Origin of the sequence: Streptomyces sp. Sge12, assembly GCF_002080455.1 — a bacterium.
Taxonomy (GTDB): Bacteria; Actinomycetota; Actinomycetes; order Streptomycetales; family Streptomycetaceae; genus Streptomyces.
Genome location: NZ_CP020555.1, coordinates 3,597,362 through 3,618,444 on the forward strand (window position 1 = coordinate 3,597,362; position 21,083 = coordinate 3,618,444).

The 21,083-nt window shown below is 70.8% G+C and carries 24 protein-coding genes and 2 pseudogenes; 16 read left to right on the plus strand and 10 right to left on the minus strand.

The genetic code is table 11. The features are described from left to right. Positions 1-117: 117 nt before the first annotated feature. Positions 118-534 (plus strand): winged helix-turn-helix transcriptional regulator, encoded by a 417-nt coding sequence (locus tag B6R96_RS15830; RefSeq protein WP_081522749.1) that lies wholly within the window; start codon positions 118-120, stop codon positions 532-534. A 42-nt stretch (positions 535-576) separates the two neighbouring features. Then, the gene (locus tag B6R96_RS15835) at positions 577-1,305 is read left to right on the plus strand and encodes a Mut7-C RNAse domain-containing protein (RefSeq protein WP_081522750.1); all 729 of its coding nucleotides are present in this window, start codon (positions 577-579) and stop codon (positions 1,303-1,305) included. On the opposite strand, the gene B6R96_RS15840 is transcribed toward B6R96_RS15835, so the two are convergent. Beyond that, entirely contained in the window at positions 1,302-1,799 is a 498-nt protein-coding gene (locus tag B6R96_RS15840; protein WP_237291434.1) for a hypothetical protein, read from the minus strand. The two genes, B6R96_RS15835 and B6R96_RS15840, sit on opposite strands and share 4 nt — an antisense overlap. Before the next feature lie 186 nt (positions 1,800-1,985). Between B6R96_RS15840 and B6R96_RS15845 the strand changes: the two genes are divergently transcribed. Continuing rightward, the gene (locus B6R96_RS15845; RefSeq protein ID WP_030388058.1) at positions 1,986-2,750 is read left to right on the plus strand and encodes an SDR family NAD(P)-dependent oxidoreductase; all 765 of its coding nucleotides are present in this window, start codon (positions 1,986-1,988) and stop codon (positions 2,748-2,750) included. On the opposite strand, the gene B6R96_RS15850 is transcribed toward B6R96_RS15845, so the two are convergent. Next, entirely contained in the window at positions 2,747-3,433 is a 687-nt protein-coding gene (locus B6R96_RS15850; RefSeq protein ID WP_081522752.1) for a polysaccharide deacetylase family protein, read from the minus strand. The genes B6R96_RS15845 and B6R96_RS15850 overlap by 4 nt on opposite strands. Before the next feature lie 157 nt (positions 3,434-3,590). On the opposite strand from B6R96_RS15850, the gene B6R96_RS15855 reads away from it, so the two are divergent. Continuing rightward, positions 3,591-4,175 carry a Uma2 family endonuclease gene (locus B6R96_RS15855; RefSeq protein ID WP_081522753.1) on the plus strand — a complete coding sequence of 195 codons (585 nt, stop codon included), beginning with the start codon at positions 3,591-3,593 and terminating at the stop codon, positions 4,173-4,175. A 76-nt stretch (positions 4,176-4,251) separates the two neighbouring features. On the opposite strand, the gene B6R96_RS15860 is transcribed toward B6R96_RS15855, so the two are convergent. Next, positions 4,252-5,445, minus strand: coding sequence for an RtcB family protein (locus B6R96_RS15860; protein WP_081522754.1), 1,194 nt, complete (start codon positions 5,443-5,445; stop codon positions 4,252-4,254). Between the two features lie 191 nt (positions 5,446-5,636). Between B6R96_RS15860 and B6R96_RS15865 the strand changes: the two genes are divergently transcribed. The 3 genes from B6R96_RS15865 to B6R96_RS15875 all read left to right on the plus strand — a co-directional run bounded on the left by B6R96_RS15865 (position 5,637) and on the right by B6R96_RS15875 (position 8,888). Continuing rightward, on the plus strand, positions 5,637-6,479 hold the full coding sequence (locus tag B6R96_RS15865; protein ID WP_237291435.1) for a DUF3558 domain-containing protein: 843 nt from the start codon (positions 5,637-5,639) through the stop codon (positions 6,477-6,479). 115 nt (positions 6,480-6,594) lie between these two features. After that, a complete protein-coding gene (locus B6R96_RS15870; protein WP_081522755.1) occupies positions 6,595-7,356 on the plus strand; it encodes a DUF3558 family protein in 762 nt (253 codons plus the stop codon). Positions 7,357-7,508: 152 nt separating this feature from the next. After that, the gene (locus B6R96_RS15875; RefSeq protein ID WP_081522756.1) at positions 7,509-8,888 is read left to right on the plus strand and encodes a DUF2637 domain-containing protein; all 1,380 of its coding nucleotides are present in this window, start codon (positions 7,509-7,511) and stop codon (positions 8,886-8,888) included. 65 nt (positions 8,889-8,953) lie between these two features. Here B6R96_RS15875 and lysS read toward each other — a convergent pair whose 3' ends face one another. After that, positions 8,954-10,684, minus strand: a complete 1,731-nt coding sequence (lysS, locus tag B6R96_RS15880) for a lysine--tRNA ligase (RefSeq protein ID WP_030388049.1) — start codon at positions 10,682-10,684, stop codon at positions 8,954-8,956. A 177-nt stretch (positions 10,685-10,861) separates the two neighbouring features. Here lysS and argS point away from each other — a divergent pair, with 177 nt between their 5' ends. Then, a complete protein-coding gene (argS, locus tag B6R96_RS15885) occupies positions 10,862-12,631 on the plus strand; it encodes an arginine--tRNA ligase (RefSeq protein WP_081522757.1) in 1,770 nt (589 codons plus the stop codon). 62 nt (positions 12,632-12,693) lie between these two features. Here the strand turns inward: argS and B6R96_RS15890 are convergent, their stop codons facing one another. Next, a complete protein-coding gene (locus B6R96_RS15890; protein ID WP_053175381.1) occupies positions 12,694-13,098 on the minus strand; it encodes a PIN domain nuclease in 405 nt (134 codons plus the stop codon). Further along, entirely contained in the window at positions 13,095-13,337 is a 243-nt protein-coding gene (locus B6R96_RS15895; RefSeq protein WP_081522758.1) for a type II toxin-antitoxin system VapB family antitoxin, read from the minus strand. Before B6R96_RS15895 ends, B6R96_RS15890 begins: the two co-directional genes overlap by 4 nt. A 171-nt stretch (positions 13,338-13,508) precedes the next feature. On the opposite strand from B6R96_RS15895, the gene B6R96_RS15900 reads away from it, so the two are divergent. Together B6R96_RS15900 and B6R96_RS15905 are read left to right on the plus strand one after the other, a co-directional pair. Next, positions 13,509-14,306: a VOC family protein gene (locus B6R96_RS15900; RefSeq protein WP_081525121.1), complete on the plus strand. Its 798-nt coding sequence runs from the start codon at positions 13,509-13,511 to the stop codon at positions 14,304-14,306. Positions 14,307-14,388: 82 nt separating this feature from the next. Then, positions 14,389-14,892 carry a DUF3995 domain-containing protein gene (locus B6R96_RS15905; protein WP_335755537.1) on the plus strand — a complete coding sequence of 168 codons (504 nt, stop codon included), beginning with the start codon at positions 14,389-14,391 and terminating at the stop codon, positions 14,890-14,892. Here B6R96_RS15905 and B6R96_RS15910 read toward each other — a convergent pair. Beyond that, positions 14,877-15,188: pseudogene (locus B6R96_RS15910) on the minus strand (ATP-binding protein); the annotation flags it as partial. The gene B6R96_RS15905 and the pseudogene B6R96_RS15910 overlap by 16 nt on opposite strands. 152 nt (positions 15,189-15,340) lie before the next feature. Between B6R96_RS15910 and B6R96_RS15915 the strand changes: the two are divergent. Together B6R96_RS15915 and B6R96_RS15920 are read left to right on the plus strand one after the other, a co-directional pair. Further along, positions 15,341-16,126, plus strand: coding sequence for a helix-turn-helix domain-containing protein (locus B6R96_RS15915; RefSeq protein WP_237291436.1), 786 nt, complete (start codon positions 15,341-15,343; stop codon positions 16,124-16,126). After that, entirely contained in the window at positions 16,123-16,356 is a 234-nt protein-coding gene (locus tag B6R96_RS15920; protein ID WP_081522761.1) for a DUF397 domain-containing protein, read from the plus strand. Before B6R96_RS15915 ends, B6R96_RS15920 begins: the two co-directional genes overlap by 4 nt. On the opposite strand, the gene B6R96_RS15925 is transcribed toward B6R96_RS15920, so the two are convergent. Further along, positions 16,346-17,119 carry a TetR/AcrR family transcriptional regulator gene (locus tag B6R96_RS15925; protein ID WP_081522762.1) on the minus strand — a complete coding sequence of 258 codons (774 nt, stop codon included), beginning with the start codon at positions 17,117-17,119 and terminating at the stop codon, positions 16,346-16,348. The genes B6R96_RS15920 and B6R96_RS15925 overlap by 11 nt on opposite strands. A 101-nt stretch (positions 17,120-17,220) precedes the next feature. Between B6R96_RS15925 and B6R96_RS15930 the strand changes: the two genes are divergently transcribed. Together B6R96_RS15930 and B6R96_RS15935 are read left to right on the plus strand one after the other, a co-directional pair. Beyond that, complete coding sequence (locus B6R96_RS15930) at positions 17,221-18,156, plus strand: ATP-binding cassette domain-containing protein (protein ID WP_081522763.1); 936 nt, start codon at positions 17,221-17,223, stop codon at positions 18,154-18,156. Beyond that, positions 18,153-18,908, plus strand: a complete 756-nt coding sequence (locus B6R96_RS15935) for an ABC transporter permease (RefSeq protein WP_081522764.1) — start codon at positions 18,153-18,155, stop codon at positions 18,906-18,908. The genes B6R96_RS15930 and B6R96_RS15935 overlap by 4 nt, the downstream gene beginning before the upstream one ends. 48 nt (positions 18,909-18,956) lie before the next feature. On the opposite strand, the gene B6R96_RS15940 is transcribed toward B6R96_RS15935, so the two are convergent. After that, positions 18,957-19,229 carry a DUF1876 domain-containing protein gene (locus B6R96_RS15940; protein ID WP_030388039.1) on the minus strand — a complete coding sequence of 91 codons (273 nt, stop codon included), beginning with the start codon at positions 19,227-19,229 and terminating at the stop codon, positions 18,957-18,959. 199 nt (positions 19,230-19,428) lie between these two features. Here B6R96_RS15940 and B6R96_RS15945 point away from each other — a divergent pair. Both B6R96_RS15945 and B6R96_RS15950 read left to right on the plus strand, forming a co-directional pair. Then, a pseudogene (locus B6R96_RS15945) lies at positions 19,429-19,766 on the plus strand (RNA polymerase sigma factor SigF); the annotation flags it as partial. A gap of 16 nt (positions 19,767-19,782) precedes the next feature. Further along, positions 19,783-20,670 (plus strand): dienelactone hydrolase family protein, encoded by an 888-nt coding sequence (locus tag B6R96_RS15950; RefSeq protein WP_237291665.1) that lies wholly within the window; start codon positions 19,783-19,785, stop codon positions 20,668-20,670. A 70-nt stretch (positions 20,671-20,740) separates the two neighbouring features. On the opposite strand, the gene B6R96_RS15955 is transcribed toward B6R96_RS15950, so the two are convergent. After that, entirely contained in the window at positions 20,741-20,914 is a 174-nt protein-coding gene (locus B6R96_RS15955; protein WP_081522765.1) for a CsbD family protein, read from the minus strand. Positions 20,915-21,083: the final 169 nt, after the last annotated feature.

The window sequence follows — 21,083 nt, forward strand, 5'->3', positions numbered from 1 at the left end:
TCTTCTCTCCCGTTCGTCTGTTCGCTCGTTTCCGGTGAGCACTAACCTAGGGAGAGTTACTCTCCTTTCGTAAGTACGCACTCCAAGGTGCGTACCCGACCCGGAAGTGGGGCACCCATGACCACCAGCACCGCCGCGGCCCGCCGCGAGGAAGCCCGATCCGCCTACGACGCGTTCCTGAAGGAGTGCCCCACGAGCCAGCTCCTGGCCCGCATCAGCGACAAGTGGGTCGGCCTCATCGTCAGCGCCCTCGGCCAGGCCGAGGACCGCTCCATGCGCTACAGCGACCTCGGCCGCAAGATCCCCGGCGTCAGCCAGAAGATGCTCACCCAGACCCTCCGCTCCCTCGAACGGGACGGCCTCGTCACCCGCACCGTCACCCCCACCGTCCCCGCCCGCGTCGACTACCGGCTCACCGATCTGGGCAGCAGCCTCGGCTGCCTCCTGTCCTCCGTGAAGCTCTGGGCCGAGAACCACTTCGACGAGGTCAGCACCCATCGCGACACCTACGACCGGGCCACCGCGACCTCGTAAATTCAGCCGCGACCCATGCCCCGGCAATGGCATGCTGACAGGGTGAACGGACCCGGCATTCAGCTCACCCTCGCCCCCGAACTGCGCCTCTTCGCCCCGCCCAGCCGGCGCGCCGACCGCGTACCGACCGCGACCGACGGCGCCTCCAGCCTCGGCCACGTCGTCGAATCGGCCGGCGTCCCGCTCACCGAGGTCGGCCGCCTCCTCGTCGACGGCCACGAGGTCCCCGTCTCCTACGTGCCCCGGGACGGCCAGGACGTCGAGGTGTTCGGCGTCGAGCGGCCCCAGCAGATCGCCGGCGCCCCGCTCCGCTTCCTCCTCGACGTCCACCTCGGCACCCTCGCCCGCCGCCTGCGCCTGCTCGGCGTCGACGCCGCCTACGAGAACGAGGACATCGGCGACCCCGCCCTCGCCACCCGTTCCGCCGCCGAGCGGCGCGTCCTGCTCTCCCGCGACCGCGGCCTGCTGCGCCGCCGCGAGCTGTTCGCCGGCGCGTACGTCTACAGCGACAACCCGGACGAGCAACTGCGCGACGTACTGGGCCGGTTCGCACCCGCCCTCGCCCCGTGGACGCGCTGCACCGCCTGCAACGGCCCGCTCCGCGAGGCCGACAAGGACAGCGTCGGCGACCGCCTGGAACAGGGCACGCACCGCTCCTACGACGTCTTCGCGCAGTGCGCTGCGTGCGAGCGCGTCTACTGGCGCGGCGCCCACCACGCCCGCCTGGAGCGGATCGTCGACGAGGCCCTCGTGGAGTTCGGCACCACCTAGAACGCGTAGGTGTCGCCCGTGTCCAGTGCCAGCACCACGTGCTCGTCGTTGCTGTGGTTCCGGTCGGTCGCGCCGCCGTCCCACCACGTGTCGACCCGTACCGCCACCTCCGGAGCCCGCTCCCGCAGGTCCAGCAGCAGCGCGATGTGACGGCCCCGCCCGTGCAGCGGCAACGGCCCCGTCTCGCACACCACCTCGCGCGACCCCGCCCGCGCGCAGCCCTCCGCCAACTGCTGCCGGTCCGCGAGCTCGGCCGACAGCCGCACCCGCAGCGTCGCGTTCGGCACCGCGGCCGGCCCGTCGTTCTCCGGGACCAGCCAGATCCGCAGCCGTGCCCCGGACAGGGCCACCCGGCCGTGGTAGGCCACGTCGGCCTCCGGGCCGTCCGCCACCCGCGCCGACGCATGCGCCGACGCCTGTACCGACCCGGGGACCCCCGCGCCGAGCGCCAGCAAACCCGCCACCACCACACTTCGTACGGCACCACGGCGCACCGACACCACCTCCTCGCGCGGAGGCTAGCCACCCGCACCCCCGGCCGGTCGGACCATCACACGAACGAGGGCGCGCCCACCCCCATCTGCCGTGCGCGCCTTCGCGCCACGCACGCCCCGCACGGCCGCTGAGCCCCGCCTATGCTGGCGGGTAATCGCCCGTACGAACGACCGAGGAGCCCGCACATGAGCACGGCCGCCACCCGAACCGCCGTAGTGACCGGCGCGAGCAGCGGCATCGGCGCGGCCACCGCCCGGCAGCTCGCCGCAGCCGGCTACCACGTCGTCCTCACCGCCCGCCGCAAGGACCGCATCGAGGCCCTCGCCGCCGAGCTCACCGAGGCCGGCCACCGGGCCACCGCCCACGCCCTCGACGTCACCGACCGCACCGCCGTCGACGCCTTCGCGGCCTCCCTCGACCGCTGTGACGTGCTCGTCAACAACGCGGGCGGCGCCCTCGGGGCCGAGCCCGTCGCCACCGGCGACCCCGCCGACTGGCGCACGATGTACGAGGTCAACGTCATCGGCACGCTCCACGTCACCCAGGCCCTGCTCCCGGCCCTCACCGCCTCCGGCGACGGCACGGTCGTCGTCCTCTCCTCCACCGCCGGCCACGCCACCTACGAGGGCGGAGCCGGCTACGTCGCCGCCAAGAACGGCGCCCGCGTCCTCGCCGAGACCCTGCGCCTGGAGATCGTCGGCCAGCCGGTGCGCGTCATCGAGATCGCCCCGGGCATGGTCAAGACCGAGGAGTTCGCGAAGACCCGGTTCCGCGGCGACGCGGAGAAGGCGGAGAAGGTCTACGCGGGCGTCGCGGAGCCCCTGTCCGCCGACGACGTGGCCGACACCATCACCTGGGCGGTCACCCGCCCCAGCCACGTCAACATCGACCTCCTGGTGGTCCGCCCCCGCGCCCAGGCCTCGAACACGAAGGTCCACCGCGACCTCTAGAGGACTCCCGCCTGGAGGACTCCCGCCGCCTTCAGGTGCGGCATGAGGGCCGCCGGCTTCAGCCCGGCGGCCCTCGCCGCGTCCAGGGCCCGCTGGAGGTCCGCGGCCAGCGTCGGCGTGAAGTGCAGCAGGACGATGTCCCCGGCCGCCAGCCGCGGCGTGGGCGGGGTCCCGCCCCACGTGGTGAAGTCGTGCGTCCAGGTGATCAGCGCCTTCACCCCGCACGCCTTGGCCGCGAGCCGCACCTCGTCGTTCACGGCCCCGTAGGGCGGCCGCAGCAGCTTCGGGGTCCGTCCGAAGGCGGCGTGGAGCTGTTCCCCGGCGCCGCACACCTCGGCGTCCTTGCCGGCGGCGTCGAGCGTCGTGAGGTCCGGGTGGTTGACGGTGTGGTTCTCGACGCTCGCCCGTCCCTCCTCCGTGAGCCGGGTGAAGTACCCGGTGTCGTACGAGGTCGCCCCCGGCAGCAGGAAGAGCGCGGCCGGCACCCGCTTCTCCAGCAGGATCCGGGCCGCCGCCGGATCGTGGGTCCAGCCGTCGTCGACGGTGATGAAGACGACCTTCTCCCGGGTCGGCACGTGCGACACGACGGGCGGCAGCCCGGCCTTCGCCTGAGCGGACCCGGCGGCCCCGAGGACGAGCGACAACGACGCGAGCGCGGCGACAAGCACGCGGGATCTCCCCATGCCGCACACTTTGGTCTAGACCAACTCGCGGGTCAACCCTCTTACCCCAAGCGGAAGTTGCCACCCCGCACCCCGGCGCCCGTATGGGTGAATGCACACGGAATGTCGGTGGGCGCGGCTACGCTCCGAAAGCGTGAGCCCCCAGAGGGAGGAAGCTATGACCGTGATACAGCACGAGCCCACGATCGCCGAAGCCGCCGATCGTCTCTCCAAGGAGCTTCCCGGACACCGAGTGGAGATTCTCCAGGGGAGGCTCACCGCGACACCACCCGCGGACGGGTCACACGCACTGTCGCTGAGCTGGCTCATCGAAAAGTTCTACGACGCCGGCGCCCGCAAGGCGGGGCTGAGATACGTCCAGGGGATCGGCCTCTGGCTGCCGACCGGATCCGACGACTACGCGATCCCGGATTTCGCGCTCGTCGAGGCCGACTTCCGCGACCACAGGGTCCAGAAGAACTGCTACGCGGCCGACGTCTTCCGCCTGGTCGTCGAAGTGACCTCGTCGAACTGGTCCGACGACATCGGCGTCAAGGTCGACAGCTACGCGAAGGCCGACATCCCCGTGTACGTCATCGCCGACCGCCACCACGACGAGGCCGTCCTCTGCTGCGACCCCCGCAACGGCACGTACCGCCTGCGCAGGACCTACAAGCGAGGCGAGTCCATCCCCCTGCCCCCCTCCATCGGGGTCTCCGTCGAGCTCCCGGTGGACCTCCTCCTCGACGGCGACGAGGCCTGAAGCCCGACGCGCGTGAGCCCGGACCGATCACCACCGGTCCGGGCTCCCGCACTCCCCCGACATCCGCGCGCGGGCCTCAGCCCTTGACGCAGATGACCTGCTTGAGCTTGGCCACGACCTGCACCAGGTCGGTCTGCTGGTCGATGACCTGCTCGATGGACTTGTAGGCACCGGGGATCTCGTCCACGACGCCCGAGTCCTTGCGGCACTCCACGCCCTTGGTCTGCTCCACCAGGTCCCGCGCCGAGAACCGCTTCTTCGCCGCCGTCCGGCTCATCTTCCGGCCCGCGCCGTGCGAGGCCGAGTTGAAGGACTTCTCGTTGCCGAGGCCCTTCACGATGTACGAGCCCGTACCCATGGACCCCGGGATGATCCCGTAGTCACCGCTACCTGCCCGGATCGCGCCCTTACGGGTCACCAGCAGGTCCATGCCGTCGTACCGCTCCTCCGCCACGTAGTTGTGGTGGCAGCTGATCTCACGGTCGAAGGAGACCTTCGCCTTGCGGAACTCCTTGCGGACGACCTCCTTGAACAGGCTCATCATGGCCGCGCGGTTGTACTTCGCGTACTCCTGGGCCCAGAAGAGGTCGTTGCGGTACGCCGCCATCTCGGGCGTGGCCGCGAGGAAGACCGCGAGGTCCCGGTCGACCAGGTTCTGGTTGTGGTCGAGCCCCCGGGCCACCTCGATGTGGTGGGCCGCGAGCTCGTTGCCGATGTTCCGGGAGCCGGAGTGCAGCATCAGCCAGACCGAACCCGACTCATCGAGACAGAATTCGATGAAGTGGTTGCCACTTCCGAGCGTTCCGATCTGCTTCATGGCACGCTCATGACGGAATTTGACCGCATCGGTGAGGTAGTCGAACCGGCTCCACAGGTCCTCGTACCCCTCCACCGAGAAGCCGTACAGCCGCGACGGGTCCACGGCCTCCTTGTGCAGGCCCACCCCCACCGGGATCGCCCGCTCGATCTTCGACCGCAGCCCCGACAGGTCCCCCGGCAGGTCGTTCGCCGTCAGGGACGTCTTCACCGCCGACATGCCGCAGCCGATGTCCACGCCCACCGCCGCCGGGCAGACCGCGTCCTTCATGGCGATCACCGACCCGACGGTGGCCCCCTTGCCGTAGTGGACGTCCGGCATGACGGCCAGGCCCTTGATCCAGGGAAGGGTGGCGACGTTGCGCAGCTGCTGCATCGCGCCGTCCTCGACCGACGCCGGGTCGGTCCACAACCGGATCGGGACCTTCGCCCCGGGCACCTCTACGTACGACATAAGGAATCAATCCCCCGAAAACCACAGAAAAGTCGGAAAGCGCAAAAGCCTCGCTCTTGATCCCAAATACGACAGAGGACCGGCGCCGGCACCAGCGTGTGCGATAGACATTGTGTCCAGCCGTGCCCGAGTCGCGGCAACGCATTTTCCTGACCGTCGGGGGGCCCGCCGGTCGAAGGGAGCCAGTGGACGTGCAGCTCAAGGCGGTACGGCGGCGAGTCCTGCCGGGCATCGCGATGCTCACCGCGCTCGCGGCCGGAGCGGCCGGCCTGACCGGGTGCACCGGCGGGAGCGACGGCGGGGGCACCAGCGACTCCAAGGCCGGCGGGAGCGCCGCCGCGCCCGCCCAACCGGGGAAGTACCGCAGTCTGCCCGCGCCCTGCAAGGCCGTCGCCGACAGCAAGAAGCTCAAGGGCCTGCTCCCGGCCGGGGACAGCCTCACCCCGGAGCAGCGCGACCAGATGTACCTCGGCGTCGCGGACGCCTCCTACGACGGCGACCGGCACGTCGGCTGCCGCTGGACCGGGCAGAGCCCGGAGGAGACCCGGCTGCTGGCGGTCCGCTTCGAGCGCGTGGTCTCGTACGACCGGTCCGCCACCAGCGACGACGACAAGGCCAAGCAGGTCTACGTACGCCGGCTCACCGACGCGAAGCTGCCCTTCCCCGGCCCGACCGGGAGCCCGGCCGCGAGCCCGACCCCGGCGGCCCCCACCCCCGCTCCGCCGGCCTCGCCCGCGCCCGGCTCCGGGGTGCCGTCCTCCCCCGCCGCGAGCCCCTCCGCCCCGGTCGAGCTCGGATCCCGCGTCCTGGAAGGCCTCGGCAACGACGCCTTCCTGGAGGACAAGCTCAGCCCCGCCGGGGCCAGCGCCGCCCAGTCCCGCACCGTGCGCATTGTGTTCCGCACCTCGAACGTCATCGTGACCATCGAGTACAGCGTGCAGCCGGCACTGCCCGGAACGGTCCCGCCGAGCACCGAAACCCAGGACAGGGCACGGCAGTTGGCGCAGGCCCTGGCCGAGCGTTTCAGCGAGTGAACGGTGCGCGCCGCGCCCGGGGGTGACGGCGCGCACAGCAGTCCACCACCCGGTCGGGCTACCGTTGCCCCGGTCCCGCGTCCGAAGAACAACCGACAAACGTACTGAAGGAACCATGCACCGATCAGCCTCGCGCCTCACCCGCGTTCTCGCCTGCGCAGCCGTCCCGGTGATCCTCACCGTCGCCGGGTGTTCGTCCGACTCGGGCAAGGAGTCGGGCTCGAACGACGGCAAGAAGTCCGGTTCGTCCTCCTCGGCCAAGCCCAACCCGAAGTCCTCCAAGACCCTGGCGAAGGCGACCTACGCCGCGCTCCCGGACCCGTGCAAGGCGCTCCAGCCGGCGACGATAGACACGCTCGTCCCGGAGGTGAAGGACAAGAACGGCCTCGCGGCCAAGTCGAACGACCTGAAGAGCCGTGCCGGCTGCTCCTGGAACGGTCTGGACGAGGACGGCCTGAAGGGCTCGCAGTACCGCTGGCTCTCGCTCTCCTACTCCCGCTCCGACTCGGACGCCACGCTCGGCGACGCCAACAAGCGCGCCGAGGAGCAGTTCAACAAGCAGGTCGAGACCGCGAAGGCCACCGAGGGCGCGCAGGACCCGAAGGTCGCGGCCGCCGAGGGGATCGGCGAGCAGGCGACGTCGGTCGCCTACACGGTGAAGAAGGACGTCGACTCCTTCAACACGACGGTCGTGGCGCGCATCCAGAACGTGGTGGTCACGCTCGACTACAACGGTGCCGCGTACGAGGGCGCGGGTGCGCCGGACCACGCGAAGCTGCTCCAGGACGCGATCACCGCGGCCAAGGAGGCCGTGGCCTCGGTGGACACCGCGAACAAGGCTCCGGCGGAGCAGCCGGCGTCCCCGCAGCCCCAGTAGGAGCGGTCGCGGGGCGGGGCCTCCTTGGGCGCTGACATCCGGTCACCCGTACGCTGTGCCTGCTGCAGCTCGGTAAAGGCGCGGTAAGTGCCCCGCACGCAGCACCAGCACTCTGCGCTCGGTATGTGCTCGACAAGGGGAGGGGATCGCGGGTGGCCGCGATGCAACTGACTCGTACGCACCGGATACTCATAGGCGTCGTGGTCGCGGGCGCCGTGGTCATCGCGGGGATCGGGTTCGCGGGCTCGTACTCCGCGGTGCGTGCCCTCGCCCTGCAGAAGGGGTTCGGCAGCTTCTCGCTGGTGTTCCCGATCGGTATCGACGCGGGCATCTGTGTCCTGCTCGCGCTGGACCTGCTGCTGACCTGGCTCCGGATCCCCTTCCCGCTCCTGCGTCAGACGGCCTGGCTGCTGACGGCCGCGACGATCGCCTTCAACGGCGCGGCCTCCTGGCCGGACCCGCTGGGCGTCGGGATGCACGCCGTGATCCCGATGCTGTTCGTGGTGACGGTGGAGGCCGCCCGGCACGCGGTGGGCCGGATCGCGGACATCACCGCGGACCGGCACATGGAGGGTGTGCGCATCACGCGGTGGCTGCTGTCACCGATCCCCACCTTCAAGCTGTGGCGCCGGATGAAGCTGTGGGAGCTGCGCTCCTACGAGCAGGCCGTCGGCATGGAGCAGGACCGGCTGATCTACCAGGCGCGCCTCCAGGCGCGCTACGGGCGTTCGTGGCGGCGCAAGGCTCCGGTGGAGGCGCTGATGCCGCTGAAGCTGGCGAAGATCGGCGTGCCGCTGGCGGAGACCACCCCGGACGCGCTGGCGGCGACGGGCATCGAGCCGGCGGTGCTGCCGCCGGTGGAGCAGCAGAGCCAGCAGCAGGCCCCCGCCGCCCTGGCGGCCGCGCCCGGGCAGCAGGCCGTACCGCAGGGCGGGCAGGCCGTACCACAGGGCGCGCAGGCCGTACCGCAGGGCGCGCAGGCCGTACCGCAGGGCGGGCAGCCGGGCGGGCAGCCCCAGGTCCAGGGCGAGCAGCCCCAGGCCCAACAGCCGCAGCAGCAGCCGCAGAACCAGGCCGGCGCCGCGCAGCACGCCCCGCCGCCGTTCGCGGTGGACCCGACGGCCATGCCCGCGGCCCACAACAGCGCCTGGTTCGCCGCGCCGCTGGCTCCGCAGGCGGCGTACGAGGGCGGCTACAACCCCCAGTACGTGGAGGGCCTGGAGCCGACCCCGGTCCTGCCCCCGATGGGCCCGGACGAGGAGCGGCCGACGCAGCAGGAGGCCCTGATCCCCGCCCAGCGCGAGGAGGACGGCCCCGAGACCCCGGACGAGGCCGAGTTCGCCGAGGCGGCGTACAAGGTGTTCTGCGCGCTGGTCGAGGAGACGCAGAACTACCCCTCCGCCGAGGCCCTCGACATAACGCTCTCGGACCGCTTCGGCGTGACGCACCCGCGCAGCGGTTCGCTCCTGCGCCGGATGATCCCGGCGTTCAGGCAGCAGCACCACAAGGACCGGGAGGCCGAGCCCGCGTAGCGGCAGGCCGGTACCGGCATGCGGAAGGGCCCGCACCCCTCGGGGTGCGGGCCCTTCCACGTGTCTCAGACCGCGAGCAGCTTGCGCACGCGGTCCGCGCCCACCGCCAGCAGCAGCGTGGGCAGGCGCGGCCCGGTCTCGCGGGTCACGAGGAGCCGGTACAGCAGCGCGAAGAACGTCCGCTGCGCGACCTTGAGTTCGGGCGTCGGCTTGGCGTCGGGCTCCAGCCCGGCCATGACCTTCGGCACGCCGTAGACGAGCGTGGTCAGCCCGTCCAGGGACCAGTGCGAGTCGAGCCCTTCGAGCAGCAGCCGCAGCGACTCGCGGCCCTCGTCGTCCAGGGACGACAGCAGCTCGGTGTCGGCCTCCTCGCGCACGAGGGTCCGCTGGTCGGCCGGGACCTGGGTGGTGATCCAGTTCTCGGCACGGTCCAGGCGCGGCCGTACCTCGTCGAGGGAGGCGAGCGGCTGCGTCGGGTCGAGGTCGGTCAGGATGCGCAGGGTCTGCTCGTCGTGGCCGGCGGTGATGTCGACGACGGAGGCGAGCGTCCGGTACGGGAGCGGGCGCGGGGTGCGCGGCAGCTCGGCGGCGGCGGTGCGCACGGCACGGGTGTGCGCGGCGGCGTCGGCGGGCAGCACGGAGCCGTCGGCGACCTTGGCCTCCAGCTTGTCCCACTCGTCGTAGAGCCGCTGGATCTCCTGGTCGAAGGCGATCTTGAAGGACTGGTTGGGGCGGCGGCGCGCGTACAGCCAGCGCAGCAGCTGCGGCTCCATGATCTTCAGCGCGTCGGCCGGGGTCGGGACCCCGCCCTTGCTGGAGGACATCTTCGCCATGCCGCTGATGCCGACGAACGCGTACATCGGTCCGATCGGCTGCTCGCCGCCGAAGATGTGCACGATCTGGCCGCCGACCTGGAAGGACGAGCCGGGCGAGGAGTGGTCGACGCCGGAGGGCTCGAAGATCACGCCCTCGAAGGCCCAGCGCATCGGCCAGTCGACCTTCCAGACCAGCTTGCCGCGGTTGAACTCGCTGAGCTTGACCGTCTCGGTGAACGCGTCCTCGGTGCAGACGTAGGTCATCTCGGTGGTCTCGTCGTCGTACGAGGTGACCTTGGTGAAGTCCTTGCCGCACTCGCCGCAGTACGGCTTGTACGGGAAGTAGCCGCCCTCGCCGGTGCTGCCGTCGTCCTCGGCGGCCGCGCCGGAGCCCTCGGCGGCCTCCAGCTCGGCCTCGTCGGCCTGCTTCTGCTGGGGCTTCTTGCCGCCCGGCTTCTGCTTGGTGCGGTACTGGTCGAGGACGGCGTCGATGTCGCCGCGGTGCTTCATGGCGTGCAGCACCTGCTCGCGGTACACGCCGGAGGTGTACTGCTCGGTCTGGCTGATCGGGTCGTACGTGACGCCCAGCTCGTCCAGGGCGCCGATCAGGGCGGCCTTGAAGTGCTCGGCCCAGCTGCCGTACGGGGATCCGGCCGGGGCGGGCACCGAGGTCAGCGGACGGCCGATGTACTGGCCGTAGGTCTCCTCGTCCACACCCGGGATGCCCTTGGGCACCTTGCGGTAGCGGTCGTAGTCGTCCCAGGAGATCAGGTGCCGGACCTCGATGCCCCGGCGGCGGATCTCGTCCGCGACCAGGTGCGGGGTCATGACCTCGCGGAGGTTGCCCAGGTGGATCGGACCGGAGGGCGAGATGCCGGACGCGACGACGACAGGTTTGCCGGGTGCTCGGCGCTCCGCCTCGGCGATGACCTCGTCCGCGAAACGGGAGACCCAGTCGGTCTCGGTGCTGCTCTGAGCCACGACACGTCCTTCTACTCGAATGCTGCCTTCAGCCATTCTCCCAGACGGATCGGGTCGCTCCGGGGTTGCTCCGCGGCCCCATATCCAGAAGAACCGGCAGCGGCCGCGTGGGATACTCGGCACTTGTCGGAACAACCAAGTGCACCCATCGGCACAACCTCACAGGAACGGCAGCTCATGGCCTCGGTCCCTTCCCTCGCTTCTTCCGTCAATCAGCGCGTCGCGGACGCCCTCGCCTCCGCGCTGCCGGAGGCCGGTGCCGCCGACCCGCTGCTGCGACGAAGCGACCGGGCCGACTTCCAGGCCAACGGCATCCTGGCGCTCGCGAAGAAGGCCAAGTCCAACCCGCGCGAGCTGGCGACGACCGTGGTCGAAGGCATCCCGACCGGTGACCTGATCCAGGAGATCGAGGTCTCCGGACCCGGCTTCCTCAACATCACCATCACCGACCGGGCGATCATCGAGACCCTCGCCGCGCGCGCCGGCGACGACCGCCTCGGCGTGCCGCTCGCGGCGAACCCGGGCACCACGGTGATCGACTACGCCCAGCCGAACGTCGCCAAGGAGATGCACGTCGGGCACCTGCGCTCCGCCGTGATCGGTGCGGCGATGGTCGAGATCCTGGAGTTCACGGGCGAGAAGGTGGTCCGCCGCCACCACATCGGCGACTGGGGCACCCAGTTCGGCATGCTCATCCAGTACCTGCTGGAGCACCCGCACGAGCTGGACCACAAGTCGGACACGGAGGTCTCCGGCGAGGAGGCCATGTCCAATCTGAACCGCCTCTACAAGGCCTCGCGCGCACTCTTCGACTCCGACGAGGAGTTCAAGACGCGGGCCCGGGCCCGGGTGGTGGACCTCCAGGCCGGCGAGCCGGAGACCCTCTCCCTGTGGCAGCGGTTCGTCGACGAGTCGAAGATCTACTTCTACTCCGTCTTCAACAAGCTGGACATGGACATCCAGGACCCCGACGTGGTCGGCGAGTCCGGCTACAACGACATGCTCGTGGAGACCTGCAAGCTGCTGGAGGAGTCGGGCGTCGCCGTCCGCTCCAACGGCGCGCTCTGCGTCTTCTTCGACGACGTCAAGGGCCCGGACGGCAACCCCACCCCGCTGATCGTGCAGAAGTCGGACGGCGGCTTCGGCTACGCGGCGACCGACCTGTCGGCGATCCGCGACCGGGTCGGCAACCTCGGCGCGACCGAGCTGATCTACGTGGTCGACGCGCGGCAGTCCCTGCACTTCAAGATGGTCTTCGAGACGGCGCGCCGGGCGGGCTGGCTGAACGACGAGGTCAAGGCCGTTCAGCTGGCCTTCGGCACGGTGCTCGGCAAGGACGGCAAGCCGTTCAAGACCCGTGAGGGCGAGACGGTCCGGCTGGTGGACCTGCTGGACGAGGCCGTCGAGCGGGCGACGGCCGTCGTGCGCGAGAAGGCCGGGAAGGTGGGCCTGACCGAGGCGGAGATCGTCGAGAACGGCCAGTACGTCGGCATCGGCGCGGTGAAGTACGCCGACCTGTCGACGTCGGCCGCGCGCGACTACAAGTTCGACCTGGACCAGATGGTCTCGCTGAACGGCGACACCTCGGTGTACCTGCAGTACGCGTACGCCCGGATCAGGTCCATCATGCGCAACGCGGGCGACCGCAAGCCGGTCGCGCACCCGGAGCTGGAACTGGCCCCGGCCGAGCGCGCGCTGGGCCTGCACCTGGACCACTTCGGCGAACTGCTCGCCGAGGCGGCCGCGGACCACGCCCCGCACAAGCTGGCCGCGTACCTCTACCAGCTGTCCTCGCTGTACACGACGTTCTACGACCAGTGCCCGGTCGTGAAGCCCGAGCCGGAGCTCGTCGTCGGCGAGAACCGCCTCTTCCTGTGCGACCTGACGGCCCGCACGCTGTCGAAGGGTATGTCCCTCCTGGGCATCCGCACCCCCGAGAAGCTCTGACCTCCGGTCACCGCTGACGCAGGGGGGCCGCCCCCGGCCTTCGGGCCGGGGGCGGCCCCGTTTCAGCCGAGGATGCGCCGTACCGGCTGGCCCGTGACCCGGGCGATCGTCTCGAAGTCGGCGTCCTCATGCAGGACGGTCAGCTTGTGCTGCTGCGCGATGACCGACACGAGCAGGTCGACCGGGCTCGCGCACTGGTGGGCGCCGGCGTCCGCCAACCGGCGCTGGAGGGCTTCCGTCTCCGCCCACACGGAGTCGCGTGCGGTCCAGTAGGGGAAGACGGCCCGGAGCAGGCCGTCGGCCTCGTAGTAGGCGGGCCGGCCGCCGACCGCGCGCAGGAACTCCTGCCGGACCGGCTCGCACAACCCCACGCGTCCGGACTCGACCAGTCGGTCCCACTCGGGTCCGGCCTGGCGCCGGTAGAAGCGCACCAGCGCGCTCGTATCGATGAGGAAGTCATCGCTCACGCGGCCGACTGCCCCTTGCCGTCGGCCGGACCGTCGGTGCTGCCGTGCCCGATCGTGCCGAAGTCGATCTCGCCCTCGTCGACCATCTGCCGCATCCGCTCGATGGCCGCCGCCCGGCGCCTGCGGTCCGCGATCTCGCGGAGGGCGGCGTTGACCGTGTCCTTCTTCGTGGTGGTGCCGAGGAGCTGCGCGGCTTCGGCCAGCGCGTCGTCGTCGAGGTCGATCACCGTTCTGGACATGGGCGCCTCCGGATCATCACCGTATATACGATTCGAGAAGAGGATATCAATCCTGCGTCGGCCGCACCAAGGGCTCGACCATCACCCGAACGGACCGATTCGGGCCGTGCGGGCCGGGTAGGGGACGGCCCGTCCTTCCCCCATCCGCCACCGGAGGCATCCGTGCCCGACATGAACGGCCCCTACAAGCCCGGCACCCCCTGTTGGATCGACCTGATGGTTCCCGACCAGCAGGCCGCCCTCGACTTCTACTGCGACCTGTTCGGCTGGCAGGGCGAGGTCGGCCCGGCCGAGCAGGGCGGATACTCCGTCTGCACCCTCAAGGGGCGGCCCGTCGCCGGCATCATGAAGGCGAGCAACCCGGACGGCACCGTCCCGGACCCGATGCCGCCGACCGTGTGGACCACGTACCTGTCCACCGACTCCATCGACTCCACCCTCAAGGCCGTCACCGACGCCCACGGCACGGTCATGATGGGCCCGATGGACGTCATGGACCTCGGCCGGATGGCCATCGCCGCCGACCCGACCGGCGCCGTGTTCGGCCTGTGGCAGCCGGGGTCCTTCGACGGCGCCGGCATCGTCAACGAGCACGGCGCCCTCATCTGGAACGAGTTGAGCACCAGCGACGTCCCCGCCGCCGCCGCGTTCTACTCCGCCGTCCTGCCGATCAGCACGGCCGCCTCCCACATGCCCGGCGCCGAGGGGTACACGGAGTTCAAGGTCGCCGGCCGCGTGGTGGGCGGCATGATGAACCTGGACAGGACGCCGCCCGGCACTCCCCCGAACTGGCTGCCGTACTTCCACGTCGACAACGTCGACGAGATCCAGGCCGCCGCCGAACGGGCCGGGGCCGACGTCCTCGCCCCCGCCTTCGACATGGTGGCGGGCCGCATGGCCGTCCTGGCCGACCCGCAGGGCGGGCCCTTCGCGGTGATCACGGCGACCATGCCGGAGCCGACCCCCTGACGTGACGCGGCGCACAGGGAATGTTCCCCCTGTGCGCCTCCTCCTTTCCGGTGACGGTTCGTTCACCACGAAGGGGGCTCACATGAGGAACAAGCACGCCGGAACGGCTGTCGCCGCACTGCTCGCGGCCGACGGGCTGACGCACCTGTACTGGGCCACCGGCGCGACCTGGCCCGCCGCCGACGAACGGGCGCTCTCGCTGGCCGTCCTCGGCATCGAGACGTCCTTCGGCCCGGGCACGGTGCTCCCGCTGGCCGCCGTGCTGCTGACCGCGGCCACGGCCGTCCTCGCCCACACCCGCGGCCGCGGCGGCCGGGCGACCCGCGCCGTCACGGCCGCGGTCGCGGCCGGCCTGACCGTACGGGGCCTCGCGGGCCTCGGCTGGGCCGCCGGCCTCCTCCCCAGCCCGCCGGACAGCCCCTTCCGGCTCCTCAACCTGGCGCTCTACACCCCGCTCTGCCTCGCCGCCGCCTGGGCCGCGGCCCGCACCGCCGCGCGGCGGAACTCGCACCAGACGACCTTCCCGGGGGTCCGCGCCAGCACCCCCCAGTCGTCGGCCAGCGCGGCCACGAGGGTCAGGCCGTGACCGTGCGGCCGCCCGGCGATCCGGGAGAACCCGGGCCCGCTGTCGTGCACCTCGACCCGGACGGTCGCGTCCTCGAAGCCGAACAGCCGCAGCAGGTAACCGCGGCCGGACGGGACGCCGTACCGCAGCGCGTTGGTCGCGAGCTCGCTCACACAGAGCAACATGTCGTCGAGGCGGTCGGTCCCGCCCCACGCGTGCAAGGTGTCACGTGTGAACTGCCGCGCAGCTGCGACGGTTCGGGGCGAGCGCAGGTAGAGACGCTCGCGCACGAGCGCCGCCTGAATAGTTGGATTCACCCGGCGATCGTCGCTTTGCGTGACTACCGTGTGGCTGAGCGCCGACCCGTACTCCTTGATGAGTACGGGTCCGCACGGGGTGTTCCGCTTGCGCGGGTGGGGAGTTCGCAGTCATGCCACCGAGGAAACGAGTACGGCCGAACGCGACGACCATGAAGATGGTCGGCGCGATGGTGGCCGCCGCCCGCATCGCCAAGAACCTGACCCAGAAACAACTCGGCGAGCTGGTCCGGCTGGACGCGGAGACCATCGCGTCCATCGAGCAGGGGCGCCGCGCCCTGATGCCGGATGTCGCGGAGCTGCTGGACCAAGCGCTGGATCTGCCCGGGGTGCTCACGGTCGCGGCGCACAAGATGCCGCAGGTCGATGTGATCCCGTCGTGGGCCGAACCCCTGATCAACCTGGAGCAAAAGGCGGTCGCGCTGTCGTCGTACGAGAGCCAGCTCGTGCCGGGCCTCCTGCAGACCAAGGCGTACGCCGAAGCCGTCTTCCGCAGCCGCATCCCGGTCTACACGGACGGCGAGGTCGCCGATCAGACGACGGCCCGGCTCGACCGTCAGGCGACGCTGCGCCGCGAGAAGCCGATGCTCGCCAGTTTCGTCATCTGGGAGCCTGCCCTGGAGTGCCCGCTGGGCGGCTCAGAGATTCTGCGAGACCAACTCCGGCACCTGCTGACCTGCTCCGAACTGACTGGTGTGTCCATCCAGGTGCTGCCTCTGGACCGCACTCACCACCCTGCCTTGGACGGCCCATTCGTGCTGGTGGAGACACCGGAACACCAGCACATCGCGTACATCGAGAGCCAACGAGGCAGTCTGGTCGTGTCCCACCTCGACGAGGTCAGCATCCTCGCCCAGAGGTATGCGATGCTGCGCACGCAGGCCCTCAACCCCGAAGAAACCAGGGACCTGTTGAAACGGCTGCTAGGAGATCCATGAGCACCGAACTCACGTGGTTCAAGTCCAGCTACAGCGGCAGCGACGGCGGCAACTGCCTGGAGGTCGCCGTGGCATGGCGCACGTACAGCGCCGGCGAGGGCGGCGACTGCGTCGAGGTGGCCGCCTCCGCGACCCGGGTCCACGTCAGGGACTCGAAGGTGCACGGCGGCCCCGTCCTGGACCTCGCGCCGGCGAGCTGGGCGCAGCTGACCGGGTGGGTCAGCCGGTAGCTTCTCCCCGCTCGGCGACCAGCGGGGCGAGGCCGTCCAGGATGCGGTTCAGGCCGAAGCGGAACTGGAAGTCGGGCTCGCCGGCACCCGTGAAGGCGTCGGAGTCCAGCAGCCGCGTCACGGCGGGGTGGCTGTCCGGGCCGGCGAGCAGCCGTAGCGTGCGTACGTACTGGGCCAGGGCCTGCTCCGGGGCCACGCCCGATTTCATGATGGCGTCGATCATGTCCGCGGCCATGGTGGCCTCGTTCCGCACCAGGCCGCCGATCAGGATGATCGTGGAGAGCTTCTCGCTCTCCTTCAGCCCCGTGCCGGCCATCGCGGCCAGCCCCCGGTCCATCCAGGCCAGCTGGTTCGGGGTGGCGGGCGGGGCCGTGATCGGGATGCGCAGGATCCAGGAGTTGGCCATCAGGACGGCCCGCTGCGCGTACGCCCACTCCGTCAGCAGCTCCCGCCAGCCCGCACCCTCCCCGGCCGAGGGCTCCGGCGGGGTTCCGACCCCCGCGTCCGACATGAGGACGTACAGCTCTTCCTTGGCGGCGACGTACCGGTAGAGGGACATCGTCGAGACGCCCAGCTCCTTGGCCACCCGGCCCATGGAGACGGCGTCCATCCCCTCACTCGCGGCCAGCGCCACGGCCGCCTCCACGATCTTCGGGAGCGTGAGCGTGGGGCGCGGGCCCTTGCCCGGGCGTTCGCGCAGACCCCAGGCCATCTCCAGGCTGGCCGGGAGCCCGGTCCCGCCGTCCTCGTCCTCGTCCGCCATGTCCGCCCACTCCTCGATTGACCCCCATCCTAGTTCTGTGTATTACTTACACAGAAGAGCGTAAGGCATACGCAGAAACGGCGAAGGGAGCACTGTCCCTCATGACCACGCACGCCTCCGGCGGCCTCGGCATCCACGCGACCGGCCTCACCAAGTCCTACGGTGACCTCCGCGTCCTCGACGGCATCGACCTGGCCGTCCCGCGCGGCAGCGTCCTCGCCCTCCTCGGGCCCAACGGCGCCGGCAAGACCACCACCGTCCGGATCCTGGCGACCCTCACCGCCGCCGACTCCGGCACCGCCCGCGTCGCCGGGTACGACGCCGCCACCGAACGCTCCCGGGTGCGTGAACTCATCGCCCTCACCGGACAGTTCGCCGCCGTCGACGAGCTGCAGACCGGTACCGAGACCCTGCGCATGATGGGCCGTCTGGCCGGGCTCGCCCCGCGCGCCGCCCGGGCCCGCGCCGACGAGCTCCTCGACCGCTTCGGCCTGACCGAAGCCGCCGGCCGCACCGCGAAGACGTACTCCGGCGGCATGCGGCGGCGCCTCGACCTCGCCGCGAGCCTCGTGTCCCGGCCCGAGGTGCTCTTCCTCGACGAGCCCACCACCGGACTCGACCCGCGCAGCCGCCAGGACCTGTGGGAACTCGTACGGGAACTGCGCACCGACGGCACGACCGTGCTGCTCACCACCCAGTACCTGGAGGAGGCCGACCACCTCGCCGACCGGGTCGCCGTCCTCGCCGACGGCCGCATCGCCGCCGAGGGCACCCCGGCCGAACTGAAGTCCCGCGTCGCCGGACACCGGCTGGACCTGACCCTCACCACCGGCGCCGCCTACGAGGCCCTCGCCCCGCGCGCCGTCCACCTCGCTCCCGACGAGCTCACCCTCGGCCTGCCCACGGACGGCACCGCCGCCCATGTCCGGGCCCTGCTCGACGAACTCGACCCGGACCGCACCGATATCGACCGCTTCACCCTGCGCAGTGCCACCCTCGACGACGTCTTTCTCGCCCTGACGGGAGCCGACCGATGACCGCCGTACCCATGAGCGCCTTCACCCTGGCCGGCCGCAGCCTGCGCATCAGCAGCCGCCGGCCCGACGCGCTGATCGCCGCCCTGATGCTGCCCGTCATGCTGATGCTGATCTTCGTCTACTTCTTCGGCGGGGCCATCGACACCGGGACCGCCTACGTGACGTACGTGGTCCCCGGCGCCATGCTGCTGTGCGCGGGCTTCGGCGCGGCCTCCACCGCCGTCAGCGTCGCCGAGGACATGACCAACGGGGTCATCGACCGCTTCCGCTCCCTCGACATCGGCGCCGTCCCCATCCTCGCCGGGCACGTCGCCGCCTCGGTGGTGCGCAACCTGATCTCCACCACCCTGGTCCTCGCCGTCGCCCTCGCCATCGGCTTCCGGCCGCAGGCCGGGCCGGCCGCCTTCCTCGCCGCCGCCGGGCTGCTCCTCGCGTACATCACGGCGATCTCGTGGCTGGCCGCCGTACTCGGACTGCTCGCCGGATCGGCCGAGGCGGCGGGCGGGTTCACGTTCCTGATGATGTTCCTGCCGTACCCGTCCAGCGCCTTCGTCCCCATCGAGACCATGCCCGGCTGGCTCCACGGCTTCGCCGACCACCAGCCGCTGACCCCGGTGATCGAGTCCCTGCGCGCCCTGCTCCTGGCACAGCCCGCCGGTGACACCCCGTGGATCGCCCTGGCCTGGTGCGCCGGCATCACGGTCGTGGCGCTCGCCCTCGCGGGCGTGCTCTTCCGCAGCAGGACCCGCTGAGGGGCCCCTGCCGGAGCCCCTCAACGGGTCGACGGTGCGACCTCCCGCTCAGCCGTCCAGCGGGTAGGAATTGCGGCCCGACGCCTCGTCGATCTCCGAGTGGGCCTTCTGCAACATCTGCGACGCGATATCCATGAGCGCGCGAGCGCCCGCGATCTCTTCCCCGACCCTCAACTGCTCCGGGTCGGAGGGGTGGCGCAAGGCATAGCCCCGCGCCTTGATCTCGGAGCCGTCCCCGAGCCTGACCAGGGCCGCCGCACTCGTGCGGTGGCCCTCCTCGGTGAATTCGAGCTCCACATGCCACCCGACGAGCGTGGCCATGGTGCATCACCTCCAGGGGCTCACCTTTCCCTCCAGGGTGCGCCCGCAGCCGATACGGCGCGAGCCGGAGAAAGCCGGGCCCGAGACCGGGTCCGGTGCTGCTGTGATCGGACCTACGACTTAAGGTCCGTCTGCTTGGGATTCCGCTTGTGTGGGCACACGCCCGCGCAAGCCGCTCGTGCAGGGGAGGAACGCTTTCATGTCTCACGTCGCCACAACCGCCGAGCCTGCCCGGGAGACCGCCCCGGACGCCCTCACCCGCGCCGAACCCGCAGCCGGCACCGGGCAGCCCGCGGGGCCCCTGCCGCAGATCGACAATGCCCGCGAGGTGGCTTCCGCGGACGCGCGGGAGCTGTCGCGTCTGTTCCTGGTGCGGCTCGGGGAGTTGGAAGAGGGGACTCGGGACTAACAGTACGCGCGCAACACCTGATCGAGATGAACATCTCCCTCGTCCGCTTCGCCGCCCGCCGGTTCACCGCCCGCATCGAACTCGACGACGTCATCCAGGTCGGCACGATCGGCCTGATCAAGGGCATCGCGCTTCGCCCGGGAGATGACCCAGTCCGAGATCGGTGCCGAGCTCGGCATCTCGCAAATGCAGGTGTCCCGCCTGCTCACCCGCATCCTGGCCCGCCTGCGCAGTGGCATGCTCACCGCCTGGACAGGCCGTGCACCGCAGACCGAACCGGGCCCGACATCACTACCCTCCCGTCTCATGACGACGATCACAACGCGTACGGTCGAGTACCCGGCGGACGGTTTGACGATGATCGGGCACCTCGCGCTCCCGGCCGGTGTCGACCGCCGGCCCGCGGTGCTGCTCGGGCCGGAGGGCATGGGACTCAGCGACGTCGAGCGCCGCCGGGCCGATGCTCTCGCCGAGCTGGGATACGTAGCGCTGGCCTTCGACCTTCACGGCGGGCGCTATCTGGGTGACCCCGAGGAAATGCTGGCCCGTTGCATGCCGCTGCTCGCCGCCCCCGACCGAATGCGCGGCATCGGCCATGCGGCACTCGACGTGTTGCGCGCCGAACCGCGGACCGACCCCGACCGGATCGCCGCCGTCGGCTACGGCACCGGGGGCGCCATCGCGCTGGAACTCGGGCGCGACGGCGTCAACCTGCGCGCGATCGGGACAGTCAACGCAACCACCACGGGCCGACCGGGCGAGGCAGCGCGCATTCGCTGCCCGGTGTGGGCCGGAGTCGGGTCGGAAGACCCGATCATGCCGCCCGCACAACGGAACGCGTTCACCGCCGAAATGCAGGCCGCGGGCGTCGACTGGCGCCTCACGGTCTACGGCGGCGCCCTGCACGCCTTCCACCACCCGCCGGTCGACCACCCCACGGTCCCCGGCGTCGGCTACCACCCGCAGCACGCGCAGCGCGCATGGCGCGACGTCGTCGACCTGCTCGCCGAGTGCCTGCCCGTGACGGTGTGAGTCCATTGGGCGAAGCGGACACACAGCAGGGCCGGGACCCTCCTGCGGTCCCGGCCCTGCGGCATGACGATCAGTGCTTGAAGACGTCCTTGACCTTCTCCTTGGCCTCGCGGGCATCGCCCTCGGCCTGCTCCGCGCGGCCCTCGACGGTCAGCCGCTCATTGCCCGTCAGGCGGCCAGCGGTCTCCTTGAGCTTGCCCTTGGCCTGCTCGCCCTTCGCCTCGGCCTTCTGCTCACCAGACACAGCTGATCACTCCCTCTTCGGTGGAAAAAGTCTTACGGACCCTCGTATGGCCGCTGAAAGCCCTCGCAAACGGGTGGACTGCGACGCTACCGGGGGCGGTCGTCGCGCCCCCGCCCGCAGTCGCTCCATCCGACGGCACCCGATTACCTCAAGGGCACGCACAACAAAA